Source organism: Desulfocurvus sp. DL1XJH-121, assembly GCF_054819825.1.
The window spans coordinates 17,130-29,234 of the sequence record NZ_JBTVWW010000015.1; the positions used below are offsets into that span (position 1 = coordinate 17,130).

At 67.5% G+C, this 12,105-nt stretch carries 13 protein-coding genes; 8 read left to right on the forward strand and 5 right to left on the reverse strand.

Going from position 1 to position 12,105, the window contains the following annotated elements; translation table 11 throughout:
* Positions 1–8: 8 nt before the first annotated feature.
* Positions 9–455, reverse strand: a complete 447-nt coding sequence (locus ACYYG1_RS11345; RefSeq protein WP_461210425.1) for a GNAT family acetyltransferase — start codon at positions 453–455, stop codon at positions 9–11.
* A 258-nt stretch (positions 456–713) separates the two neighbouring features.
* Between ACYYG1_RS11345 and ACYYG1_RS11350 the strand changes: the two genes are divergently transcribed.
* From ACYYG1_RS11350 to ACYYG1_RS11380, 7 genes are all read left to right on the forward strand, one after another.
* Positions 714–911, forward strand: coding sequence for a hypothetical protein (locus tag ACYYG1_RS11350; protein ID WP_461210426.1), 198 nt, complete (start codon positions 714–716; stop codon positions 909–911).
* An 83-nt stretch (positions 912–994) separates the two neighbouring features.
* Positions 995–2,131, forward strand: coding sequence for an ABC transporter substrate-binding protein (locus ACYYG1_RS11355; RefSeq protein WP_461210427.1), 1,137 nt, complete (start codon positions 995–997; stop codon positions 2,129–2,131).
* 3 nt (positions 2,132–2,134) lie between these two features.
* Complete coding sequence (locus ACYYG1_RS11360) at positions 2,135–3,016, forward strand: branched-chain amino acid ABC transporter permease (RefSeq protein ID WP_461210428.1); 882 nt, start codon at positions 2,135–2,137, stop codon at positions 3,014–3,016.
* A gap of 3 nt (positions 3,017–3,019) precedes the next feature.
* Positions 3,020–3,985, forward strand: coding sequence for a branched-chain amino acid ABC transporter permease (locus ACYYG1_RS11365; RefSeq protein ID WP_461210429.1), 966 nt, complete (start codon positions 3,020–3,022; stop codon positions 3,983–3,985).
* Complete coding sequence (locus tag ACYYG1_RS11370) at positions 3,978–4,754, forward strand: ABC transporter ATP-binding protein (RefSeq protein ID WP_461210430.1); 777 nt, start codon at positions 3,978–3,980, stop codon at positions 4,752–4,754. The genes ACYYG1_RS11365 and ACYYG1_RS11370 overlap by 8 nt, the downstream gene beginning before the upstream one ends.
* A 176-nt stretch (positions 4,755–4,930) precedes the next feature.
* Positions 4,931–5,665, forward strand: a complete 735-nt coding sequence (locus ACYYG1_RS11375) for an ABC transporter ATP-binding protein (protein WP_461210431.1) — start codon at positions 4,931–4,933, stop codon at positions 5,663–5,665.
* A gap of 321 nt (positions 5,666–5,986) precedes the next feature.
* The gene (locus ACYYG1_RS11380) at positions 5,987–7,288 is read left to right on the forward strand and encodes a phenylacetate--CoA ligase family protein (protein ID WP_461210432.1); all 1,302 of its coding nucleotides are present in this window, start codon (positions 5,987–5,989) and stop codon (positions 7,286–7,288) included.
* An 89-nt stretch (positions 7,289–7,377) separates the two neighbouring features.
* Here the strand turns inward: ACYYG1_RS11380 and budA are convergent, their stop codons facing one another.
* From budA to ACYYG1_RS11400, 4 genes are all read right to left on the reverse strand, one after another.
* Positions 7,378–8,175 (reverse strand): acetolactate decarboxylase, encoded by a 798-nt coding sequence (gene budA, locus ACYYG1_RS11385; protein WP_461210433.1) that lies wholly within the window; start codon positions 8,173–8,175, stop codon positions 7,378–7,380.
* A 296-nt stretch (positions 8,176–8,471) separates the two neighbouring features.
* Positions 8,472–8,684, reverse strand: coding sequence for a hypothetical protein (locus ACYYG1_RS11390; RefSeq protein WP_461210434.1), 213 nt, complete (start codon positions 8,682–8,684; stop codon positions 8,472–8,474).
* A gap of 220 nt (positions 8,685–8,904) precedes the next feature.
* Complete coding sequence (locus tag ACYYG1_RS11395) at positions 8,905–10,392, reverse strand: sigma-54-dependent transcriptional regulator (protein ID WP_461210435.1); 1,488 nt, start codon at positions 10,390–10,392, stop codon at positions 8,905–8,907.
* 3 nt (positions 10,393–10,395) lie between these two features.
* A complete protein-coding gene (locus tag ACYYG1_RS11400; RefSeq protein WP_461210436.1) occupies positions 10,396–11,571 on the reverse strand; it encodes a sensor histidine kinase in 1,176 nt (391 codons plus the stop codon).
* A gap of 185 nt (positions 11,572–11,756) precedes the next feature.
* Here ACYYG1_RS11400 and ACYYG1_RS11405 point away from each other — a divergent pair, with 185 nt between their 5' ends.
* Positions 11,757–12,098 (forward strand): hypothetical protein, encoded by a 342-nt coding sequence (locus ACYYG1_RS11405; protein ID WP_461210437.1) that lies wholly within the window; start codon positions 11,757–11,759, stop codon positions 12,096–12,098.
* Positions 12,099–12,105: the final 7 nt, after the last annotated feature.

Below are 12,105 nucleotides of genomic sequence, written 5' to 3' on the forward strand. Positions count from 1 at the left end.
CGCGACGGCTACTCGTCGCCGCGACAATTTTCGTCGCTGACGAGCCGTTTAGACAGCACGCGCACGGGCTCGTCCGCGTAGCCCAGGCCGAGGTAGAAACCGGCGGCCTGGTGGTTGGAGTCGCGCACCATGAGCTCCACCTTGGGGCAGCCCTGGGCCAGAAGCTCCTCCTCGGCCTGGCGCACCAGGGCCCGGCCCAGGCCCCGGCCCCGCAGGTCCGGGAGCACCCCCAGATAGTAGATCCAGCCCCGGTGCCCGTCGTAGCCGGCCATGCACGTGCCCGCCACCCGGCCCCCGTCCAGGGCCACCAGGAACAGCCCGGGCGAGTCCGCGACCTTGCGCCCGATGTCCCGGCCGGGGTCGTTCCAGGGCCTGGTCAGCCCGCAGGCCTCCCACAGGGCCAGCACCCCCTCCCTGTCCTCGGCCGCATAGGGCCTGATGCTCCATCCGCTCATGGTCCCTCCTCGAATTCCACCATGCGCCAGGGCCCGGCGCGGCGCAAGGCCCCGGCTCCTTGACTTTCGAACGATAATCTATCATTAAGGCTTACCACGGACGCCTGTCCGGCCGTTGTCGGTCCGGGATGACATATCAAGCCCATATGCTTGACTCCAATCCCCGATAGGCGTTCATAGTGGGACGATCCCCGGCCAGCGGGCCGGGCCCCAGCAACCAGCGTACCGGCGCCCGGCGCCGACCCCCTCGAGGGACAGATGTTCGACACGAACTGCCAGGCATCCGCCCCCCTGCGCGCTCCCCGCACGGGATGCGCCATGGGCTTCGCCGCCGCCCACCCCAGCCAGCGCGAACCGCGCGCCAAGGACCTTCCGTCCGCCCCCGTCCGTGGGCTGCCCGGCCGACCGGCCCGGGGCCTTGCGGGCACGGGCGGCATCTTTCGCTTTAGCCGCTGACCACCACCGGCTCAAGGCGCGGACGGCGCGGCCCTTCGCCCGTCCTTCCCGTTTTTCATTTATCTTCCCCTGGAGGGACCATCATGAAACGCATGAGCGTGCTCGCCCTGCTGGCCGTGTGCCTGCTCGCGGCGGCCCCGGCCCTGGCTGAAACCATCAAGATCGGCGCGGTGCTGTCCGTGACCGGCCCGGCCTCGTTCCTGGGAGAACCCGAAAAAGAAACCCTGCTCATGCTGCAGGACAAGATCAACGCCGCCGGCGGCGTGCTGGGCAAGCAGATCGAGGTGATCGTCTACGACGACGAGACCGACGTGAACAAATGCGTGCTCGCCGCGGACAAGCTCATCAAGAAGGACCGCGTGGCGGCGGTGGTGGGCCCCTCGGTCTCGGGCAACACCCTGGCCATCATGAACAAGTTCCCCAGGGCGCACATTCCCCTGGTGTCCTGCTCGGCCTCGGAAAAGATCATCAAGCCCGTGAACCCCTGGGTCTTCAAGACCCCGCAGTCCGACCGCCAGGCCGTGGCCGCCATCCTCAAGCACGCCAAGGCCGCCGGGTACTCCAAGATCGCGGCGCTCACCGTGTCCAACGGCTACGGCCAGTCCGGCCGCGCCGTGCTGGGGGAGCTGGTGCCCGCCGCGGGCATGGAGCTGGTGGCCGACGAGGTCTACGGGCCCAAGGACACGGACATGACCGCGCAGCTGACCAAGATCAAGGGCCTGGGCCCCGACGCCATCGTCTGCTGGGGCACCAACCCCGGCCCGGCCGTGGTGGCCATGAACCGCGTGCAGCTGGGCATGGACACGCCCCTGTACATGAGCCACGGCGTGGCCTCGCGCAAGTTCATCGAGCTGGCGGGCGAGGCCTGCGAGGGCCTGCTCCTGCCCGCCGGGCGCATGATCGACGTGGCCCAGATCCCCGACGGCCATCCCCAGAAGCCCGTGCTCGCCGAGTATGAGAAGGACTACAAGGCCGCCTGCGGCAAGCCCCTGTCCACCTTCGGCGGCTACGCCTACGACGGGCTGATGCTCCTGGTGGGGGCCATGAAGGCCGCCGGGTCCGCCGAGCCCCAGGCCATCCGCGACAGCCTGGAGGCGACCACCGGCTACGTGGGCGCCACGGCCGTGTATTCCTTCTCGCCCACGGACCACAACGGCGTGGACGAGAGCGCCTTCGTCATGGTGCGCATCGAGAACCAGGACTGGAAGGTCCTGGAGTAGCGCATGGACTGGGCCAGCCTTCTGCAATACCTGGTCTCGGGCCTGACCGTGGGCAGCACCTACGGCCTGACCGCGCTGGGTTTCACCATCATCTTCAACACCACGGGCGTTATCAACTTCGCCCAGGGCGAGTTCGTCATGCTCGGGGGCATGCTCAGCGTCTATTTCCTGAAGGCGCTGGGCCTGCCCCTGCCCCTGGCCGTGCTCCTGGCCGTGGTCGCGGCCACGGTGGCCGGGGGCCTGGTGGAGCGCTTCACCATCCGCCCGGTGAAGAACGCGGGCGTGATCCAGCTGATCATCATCACCATCGGCGTGTCCATCCTCCTGCGCGGCCTGGCCATGCTGGCCTGGGGCAAGGACACCTTCGCCCTGCCGCACTTCTCGGGCATGGCCCCCATCCGCGTGGCGGGCGCGGCCATGATGCCCCAGACCCTCTGGGTCCTGGCCATCACCCTGGCGCTGTTGGCGGCGCTGAAGTTCTTCTTCTCGGCCACCATCTGGGGCAAGGGCATGCTGGCCTGCTCCCACGACGTGCGCGCCGCCTATCTGGTGGGCATCGACGTGCGCCGCATGGTCCTGGTCTCGTTCATGATCTCGGCCTTCGTGGGCGCGGTGGGCGGGGCCATCCTCGCGCCGCTGACGCTGACCAGCTACGACGTGGGCGTGATGCTCAGCTTGAAGGGCTTCGCCGCCTGCATCACCGGCGGCATGGGCAACCCCTTCGGCGCGGCCGCCGGGGGGCTGATCCTCGGGGTCCTGGAGTCCCTGGGCGCGGGCTACGTGTCCTCGGCCTACAAGGACGCCTTCACCTTCCTGATTCTCCTGCTCCTGCTCTTCGTGCGGCCCCAGGGCCTGTTCGGGCAGGCGGGCGCGGACAGGGTCTAGATCATGAACGCCGCGCGCAAGAACACCCTGGGCCTGGCGGCCTTCGCGGCCCTGGCCGGGGCCCTGCCCTTCATGCTGACCAACGACTACTACGTAAGCACCCTGATCCTGGCCCTGCTCAACGCCATCGTGGTGGTGGGCCTGAACCTGCTCCTGGGCTACGCGGGCCAGATATCCCTGGGCCACGGGGCCTTCTACGGACTGGCCGCCTACGCCACGGCCATCCTCTCCACCACCTACGGCTGGCCCATGGAGGCCTCGGTGCCCGCGGCCGTGGCCCTCACCGCCGCCGCCGCGTATTTGCTGGCCATCCCCACCCTGCGCCTGGCGGGCAACTACCTGGCCATGGCCACCCTGGGCTTCGGGCTCATCGTGTACATCGTCTTCAACCAGGCCGTGGAGATCACGGGCGGGCCCAGCGGGTTCGTGGGCGTGCCCAGGCTGGAGATCCTGGGCTACTGCTTCGAGACGGACCTCTCCTACTACTACCTCACGGCCGGGGCGCTGGTGCTGGTGCTGCTGGTGTCCCTGAACCTCATCGACTCGCGCGTGGGCCGGGCGCTCAGGGCCATCCACACCAGCGAGCGCGCGGCCCAGACCGTGGGCGTGGACATCACGGCCTACAAGCGCTTCGTGTTCGTGCTCTCGGCGGTGTTCGCGGGCCTGGCCGGGACCCTCTACGCCCACTACCTCAGCTTCGTCGCGCCCTCGTCCTTCGGCTTCCATTTTTCCGTTACCCTCATCGTCATGGTGGTCCTGGGCGGCATGGCCAACGTCTGGGGCGCGGTGGCCGGGGCGGCGTTTCTGACCGTCCTCCCGGAATTCCTGCGCGCCTTCGAGGACATCGAGACTCTGCTCTACGGCGGCATCCTGGTCCTGGGCATGATGTATCTGCCCGGGGGCATCGCCGGGGCCGTAGCCTGGACGGCCCGCGCCCTCGTCCCGCGCCGAAGGCCCAGCCATGACTGACGCGCTGCTCTCCTGCACCGGTGTGGGCGTGCGCTTCGGCGGGGTCCGGGCCTTGGACGGCGTGGATTTCACGGCCCGCGAAGGGCGCGTCACCAGCATCATCGGCCCCAACGGCGCGGGCAAGACCACCCTGCTCTCGGCCATCACGGGCATGGTGGACATCTGCGCGGGCGCCATCGCCCTGGCGGGCCAAGACATCACCGCCCTGCCCACCCACAAGCGCGGGGCCGAGGGCGTGGTGCGCACCTTCCAGAACCTGGAAGTGTTCTCCAACATGAACGTCCTGGAAAACGTCATGACCGGCTGCCACCGCCACGTGGGCTACAACGCGCTGCAAGCGCTCCTGCGCACCCCGCGCTTTCGCCGCGAGGAGCGCCGCTGCCGCGACGAGGCGCTACGCCGCCTGGAATTCGTGGATCTGGCCCACCTGGCCCAGGCGCCCGCCGGGGACCTGGCCTTCGGCCAGCAGCGGGCCATGGAGCTGGCGCGCGCCCTGGCCGCCGACCCGGTGCTGCTGCTCATGGACGAGCCCGCCGCCGGGCTGAACATGAAGGAGACCAAGGCCCTGGGCAGCCTCATCGCGCGCATCCGCGACGAGCTGGGCGTGGCCGTGGTGCTGGTGGAGCACGACATGGACCTGGTCATGGGCGTATCCGACGAGGTCATGGTCCTCAACCAGGGCCAGCCCCTGGCCACGGGTACGCCCCTGGACATCCAGAAAAATCCCGAAGTCATCCGCGCCTACCTCGGCGAGGACGACGACATATAGCAGACCGTTGAAAAACAGCGCTCTGCGGCGTTGCTGCGAAAAATTCAAAACCTCACGTAGCGCAAGCGCGGGGAGTACGCTTCGGTCTTGAATTTTCCTTGCGCCTTGCATCTCACTATTTTTGAACGGTCTGCGTAGAATGATTTTTTTCAACAACCCAAGGATGAGGCCCTTGAATGCTTGAAGTCCGCAACCTCGACGTGCACTACGGCAAGATCCACGCCCTGCGCAGGGCGTCCCTGCACGTGGACCAGGGCGAGATCGTGGCGCTCATCGGCGGCAACGGCGCGGGCAAGACCACGCTCTTGACCACCATCTCCGGCTTGCTGCGCCCCACGCGCGGCAGCGTGGAGTTCGACGGCCGCGACCTGGGGCGCACACGCGCCGACGCCATCGTGCGCCTGGGCCTGTCCCACGTGCCCGAGGGCAGGCTGGTGTTCAAACCCATGCGCGTGGCCGACAACCTGCTGCTCGGGGCCTTCAACCGCTTTTCCCTGCGCACGCGGGCCCAGGTGGGCCGCGACGTGGAGCGCGTCTACGAGATGTTCCCGGTGCTCGGCGAACGCCGCAACCAGGCCGCGGGCACCCTGTCCGGCGGCGAGCAGCAGATGCTGGCCATCGGCCGCGCCCTCATGGCCCGGCCGCGCGCCCTGCTCCTGGACGAGCCGAGCATGGGCCTAGCCCCGCAGGTCACGCGCGAAATCTTCCGCCATATCCGCGAGCTGCGCGACTCCCTGGGGCTCACCGTATTGGTGGTGGAACAGAACGCGCGCATGGCCCTGCGCATCGCCGACCGGGGCTATGTGCTGGAAAACGGCCGCATCATCCTCCAGGGCCCCAGCGACGAACTGCTGGAAAACCGCGACGTCCAACGCGCCTACCTTGGCCGCGACCTGGACGTGGAGCAATAGAAGAAGATGCGGGGGCGCTGCTCCCGCGCCCCCGCTCAAGGGGGTAACCCCCTAGCGGTGCTGTCCCCATCCCTAAGGTGCTGTGTCACTTCGTGCCACACCACCCAAGGGCTGGAGGCTGAGAATCCCTATATTGGGGGGGTAGGATTCCGAAGACACGGACGCAGACACCACCCCCATAGAACGGTTTTTGGGGAAAGAGGGGATGGGGGGTCCGGGGGGAAGGGGGGAAAACCCCTTTTCACCGTCAGGAAAAGGGGTTTTCCCCCCTTCCCCCCGGCTACGCCCGGCAAAGCCTGACAACGACCAAAGGAGCCAGACATGTACTTTGACAAGGCCAGCGAGTGCATGAGCCGTGACGAATTGACCAGGCTGCAGCTGGAGCGGTTGCAGAGCACCCTGTATCGCCTGTCGCGCAACGTGCCCTTTTACCGCAAGAAGTTCGAGGCGTTGAATCTGGACGTGGAGGATTTGCGCAGTCTGGAGGACGTCAGGCGGCTGCCCTTCACCACCAAGGAGGACCTGCGCGCCAACTATCCCTACGACATGTTCGCCGTGCCCCTGCGCGAGGTGGTGCGTTTGCACGCCTCCTCGGGCACCACGGGCAAGGCCGTGGTGGTGGGCTACACCAAGAACGACGTGCGCCGCTGGGCCAAGCTGGCCGCGCGCGTGCTGGTGGCCGGGGGCGTGACCGAGGACGACGTGGTGCAGATCGCCTTCGGCTACGGCCTGTTCACGGGCGGCTTCGGGTTCCACTACGGCGCGGAGATGCTCGGCGCGTCCGTGGTGCCCAGCTCCTCGGGCAACACCCGCCGCCAGATCCAAATCATCGAGGACTACAAGACCACGGCGCTCATCTGCACCCCGGGCTACGCCAACTATCTGGCCGACGCCATGCGCGCCATGGACGTGAACGTGGGCGCCCTGCCCCTCAAGCGCGGGCTGTTCGGCGGCGAGGTCTGGTCCGAAACCATGCGCCAACGCATCCAGGACGGGCTGCACCTCACGGCCACGGACAACTACGGCCTGTCGGAGATCATGGGCCCGGGCGTGGCCGGGGAATGCCTGGAGCGGCGCGGCCTGCACATCAACGAGGACCATTTCATGGCCGAGGTCGTCGACCCCGAAACCCTGGAGCCCGTGGAGCCGGGGCAGGAGGGCGAGCTGGTGCTGACCACCCTGACCAAGGAGGCTTTCCCCATGCTGCGCTTCCGCACGGGCGATCTCACGCGGCTCCTGCCCGGGGACTGCCCCTGCGGCCGGACCTTCGTGCGCATGGAGCGGATCAGCGGCCGCACCGACGACATGTTCATATTGAAGGGCGTCAACGTCTACCCGCAGCAGGTGGCCGGGGTGCTGGCCGAGGTCCTGGGCACGGAGCCCTGCTTCCAGATCGTGCTGGAGCGCGAGGGCTCGCGCGAGCGCGGCACCGTGCTCCTGGAGGCCGAGACCGACGAATACTTCGACGAGATCAAGAAGCACCAGCAGGCCTGCCAGACCATCCGCTCGGCCCTGGACTCCATCCTGGGCGTGGGCTTCGACGTACGCATCGTGGAACGCACCAGCCTTTACGACGGCGAGGCCTGCAAGCTGGTCCGCGTAGTGGACAGGCGCGAGATATAGCGCTCACCCGTCCCTCAGACGTACAGGGCCCCCGGCGTGGCTACGCGCCGGGGGCCCCGTGCATGAGGAGGACGGCGCCGAAGCGCCGGCTATTCGACTTTCTTCAGGTCCTTGCTGCGGTCGCGGGACAGGTCCGTGGCCGCGAAATGCTCGGACTCGGGCAGGAGCACGGTGAAGGCCGGGGTGGCGTCCAGGCGCACGGTGAGGCGCTCGAAGGAGCAGTCCAGCATGTGGCCGCCCCCGGTCCTGTCGTCCGTCAGGAAATGCAGGTGGAACCCGGGCACGCCCAGGCCCTTGACGAAGGCCGGGGACCAGAGGCCCACGATGTCGCCGGGCTGGTCCCTGAACTCGAACTCGGGCTGGTGCGCGGTGACTTCCTTCAACGCCGGATAGGGCTTGGACTGCGCGGGCACGCTGCGCGTGCGCATGGTCTTGAAGACCCCGGTGGCGCGCACCGCGTAGAAGATGTTCGGGTTGGGCAACAGCCCCTTCATGGCCTCGGTGAGCTCCGCCATGGACGAACACGCGCCCAGGGGCAGGGCCAGGTCCTCCTCGAAGGGCGTCACCGCGGCGAAGGGAGTGGTCAGCCCCTTGGGCGCGGGACGCACGGAACCGTCGGCGCGGATCTGGTAGGCCACGCCGTCCAGCACGGCCATCTCCCCGTCCAGGGCGTGAAACGTTCCCAGGCCCGTGTCCCCGTGGGCGACGAGTTCCGCCACGGGCAGGACCCCATCGTAGACCCCGTCCAGCAGGGCGTCGATGGTGGAAACCTGGAACAGGACGTCGGCCCGGTCCTGGGCCCGGACCACGGCGGCGGAACTCAGCACCGCCAGGGCGTACAGGGCTATGCCCAGGAGGATCTTCAGCAGCAGTCGCGTCTTCTTCATTATCAGGCGTTGCCTCCTCCGCTTGGAATATCAGTAGCCGACAAAAATGAAAAGTCCGTCAACACTCTGATTTCACATGTTGCTTGCTCTTCGTAAAACTTTTTTCAGACAGGCAAAAGAAGGCCGCCTTCCCGGGGGGGCGGGAAGGCGGCATCGGGGGGATGGAGACGGCTTTGGGTGGTTGGGGGGGGTGCCGCCTCCCCGGGCCCGCAGGATGCGCAGGAGGTGAGTCTGCGGGTCCGGATAATTCTGTCTATGTATTGGTCGATGCTTTTCGTTTTCCTTAACTACGGGGCTTAGTTGACAGCGGTCTCGCAGAACCTGTCCTCGCTGTGCGCAAAGCCTTTGAGCATGGGCGCCAGGTGCAGCCATTGCCTGGCCGCGCATTCGGGGCAGGAGTCCTCTTCGTGGACGGTCCAGCAAACCGTGCACAGGCGGGCGCTTTCCAGGGCTATTCCTTCGTTCTTGGCCTGTTTGGCCAGCTGGATGATGGTCTCGACAGTCTTCATTCTCATACCCTCCGCCAGCCATGTATCAAGACCCGTTCCAATTTGCCCGCCGAATTGGAATTTTCTATAATTTATTCTGTTATCCACTGGAATAAAAACAAAAAACCGTTCCCGGTCATGAACCGGGAACGGCCACGCCCTTGTGGGCGAACACATATTCTGGACACTTGGCCGCCCATATCCGTCAAACTGGAGTAGACAATCCAAAAAAATTGGACGGTCAGCGCGGACGGGTCAGCCCGTGCTTCTGCATGATCTGGTACAGCCTGGCCCGGGAAACCCCGGCCACGGAGCAGCAGCGCTTGACGTTGCCGTCCTCGGCCGCGATGAGGGCCTGGAAATAGTCGCGCTCGGCGCGGGACACGGCCTGTTCGCGGTATTCGCTCCAGCTCTCGGCTGGTCCCGGGCCAGGGGGCGCGGGGGCGAAGGCCGGGGTGGCCGGAGGCGCGGCCAGGGGCGCGGACGGGGGCGCGGCCCGGGCCGGCGCGGGCTCCAGAGGCACGGGGCGCGGGGCCTGTTCGTCGCCGCGCGTGACCAGGGTCCGGGCGTAGTTCACGCGGATGTCGTCGGGCAGGTGGGCCAGGAACAGGGTCGTCTCGGCCTGGGACGCTGCCAGGGCGCGCTCCAGGCATTGCACCAGTTCGCGCACGTTGCCCGGCCAGGGATACGCGCGCAGGGCCTGGTGGAATTCCGGGGACACGTCCTTGACCTCGAAGCGGCCCTGCCCGGCCAGGCGCTCCATGTGGCTGCGCACGATCTCCTCGATGTCCTCGGGGCGTTCGCGCAGGGGCGGCAGCTCCAGGGAAAAGGAACGGATGCGGTACAGGAGGTCCCTGCGGAACTCGCCCTGCTCCACCATGGCCTCCAGGTGGCGGTTGGTGGCGGCCACCAGGCGGAAGTCGCTGTGCTCCTCCGCCTTGGAGCCCACGGGCCGGAAGGTGTGCTCCTCCAGCACGCGCAGGAAGGCCCGCTGCATGGAAAAGGGCAGCTCGCCCACCTCGTCCAGGAACAGGGTCCCGCCGTCGGCCAGCTTGACCAGCCCCTCCCGGGCCTTGTCCGCGCCGGTGAACGCGCCCTTGACGTGGCCGAAGAGGGTGGACTCCACCAGGGTCTCGGGCAGGGACGCGCAGTCCACCACCACGAAGGGCTTCTTGGCGCGCGGGCTGTTGGCGTGGATGGCGCGGGCGAAGAGTTCCTTGCCCGTGCCGGTCTCGCCGGTGATGAGTACGCTGGCCCCGCTCTCCCCGGCCAGGGCCACGGTGTGCAGCATGGCCCGCATCAGGGGGCCGGAGCCCGCGATGCCCTCGCGGCGGATGGCCCGTTCCGGCGCGCGGGCCGCGTGCTCCTGGCGATACTTGAGCGCCCGCTCCAGGGGCCCGGTGATGCTCGAAAGGTCCAGGGGCTTGGCCACGAAATCCCAAGCCCCCTCGCGCATGGCCCGCTCGGCCACCAGGGGTTCGCCCGAGCCCGTGATGACCACCACCTCGGGGCGGCCCGGGGAGCCCTTGAGCTCGCCCAGCACGTCCAGGCCCGTGCCGTCGGCCAGGTACACGTCCTGGAAGACCACGTCGTAGCGCCCGGCCCGGGCGCGGGCCAGTCCGTCCTTGAGGGTCCGGGCCGTGTCGCAGCGGTGGCCCAGGTCCTCCACGATGTCCGCCACCATCTCGCAGATCATCAGGTCGTCGTCTATGACCAGCACTCTGGCCATGGCCTACCCCGCCACCCTCGGCAGGCAGACCATGAACTCGCTGCCCTTGCCGGGTTCGCTTTCAAGGGAAATCCAGCCCCCGTAGCTGCGCACCAGCCCGTGGACCACGGCCAGGCCCATGCCCGTGCCCTCGCCCGCCGGCTTGGTGGTGAAAAAGGGGTCGAAGACCCGCTCCCGCACCTCGGGCGCCATGCCGCAGCCCGAATCGCGCACCGTGAGGATGGCGCAGCCGCCGCCGCTCTCGCCCTCCAGGCGCATGCCCTCGGACAGGGCCTCGCCGTCCGCCGGGAACGCGGCCACGGGGTCGCCGTTTACCAGGGTCACATCTATCTCCCCGCGCCCGTCGCCAAGGGCGTCCTCGGCGTTGCGCAAAAGGTTCATCACTATCTGGTGCAGCTGCGTGGGGTCCACGCGCACCAGGCAGGGCGTCTCGGGCAGGGCCACGCGCAGCGCCACGTCCGGCCCCAGGGAGGACTTGGCCAGCTCCACGGCCTCCTGGACCACGGGCCCGAAGTCTGACGCCTCCTGATCCTGGGCCGGGGGGCGGCTGAAGTCGAGCAGCGTCTGCACCAGCTTCTTGGCGCGGGTCCCGGCCTTCTGGATGCGGCCGAACATCTTGTGCAGGGGATCGTCCTCCCCCACCTTGGACAGGCCCATCTCGGAATAGCCGATGATGGCCGAGAGGATGTTGTTGAAGTCGTGGGCGATGCCGCTGGCCAGGGTGCCCACGGCCTCCAGCTTGTGGGCCTGGCGCAGCCGGGCCTCGCTCACGCGCAGGCGGTGCTCCATGCCGCTCTTGTACAGGGCGGTCTCCAGGGTGATGCGCAGCTCGGCCTGGTCGAAGGGTTTGATAAGATACCCGTAGGGCGCGGTGGGCTTGACCCGCTCCAGGGTCACCTGATCCGTGTAGGCGGTGGAGAAGACCACGGGGATGCGCGTCTTCTTGCGTATCTCGGCCGCGGCCTGGGTGCCGTCCATGTCCCCGGCGAGCATGATGTCCATGACCACCAGGTCCGGGCGCTCGTCCAGGGCCAGGCGCACGGCCTCCTCGCCCGTGGACACGATGCCCGCGACCTCGTAGCCCAGGTCCCTCAGGCTGTACTCTATCTCTTTGGCGATGATGGTCTCGTCCTCGACCACCAGAATGCGCTGCGCGTCCACAAGGCCCCCGTCGGACAAGATCGAACTCGCTTCGCCCCCCGAAGCGGCATCCAATAAAATTATACATATCCATTTTTTCCCAAAGAGCAAACCCCGGCGAAACCTTCGCGATCGTTCCGCCCCTTGAGCCGTTCCCCGGGAACCTGTATGAAGAGGCGAGCGCCCATCCGGACGCGCCGCACCCCAAACCCAAGAGGTCGAGAATGGAAATCGGACGCATCGAATACGAGGGCAGGATCCACGGCATCGGGGAATGGCAGTACAGCAAGGTCAGCAAGCTGCTCAAAAGCGCCCTGCCCCTGGTGGAATACGAATATCTCGACGACGGCACAGGTGCCGTGAACCTGGGCGGGTCCTCGGAGATGTTCGAGGAGGACATGGAAAACCTCTCGGCCACCTTCGATCTGTTGGCCGACCAGGTGGGCCCGGACTGCGGCGGCGTGATCCTGGCCAAGAAATGGTCCCGGGACGGCGGCCTGGAACTCACGGCCTACGAATTCAAGAACAAGTCCTTCAACCAACGGTCCCTGCTGCCCGAGGACTGACCTCCCG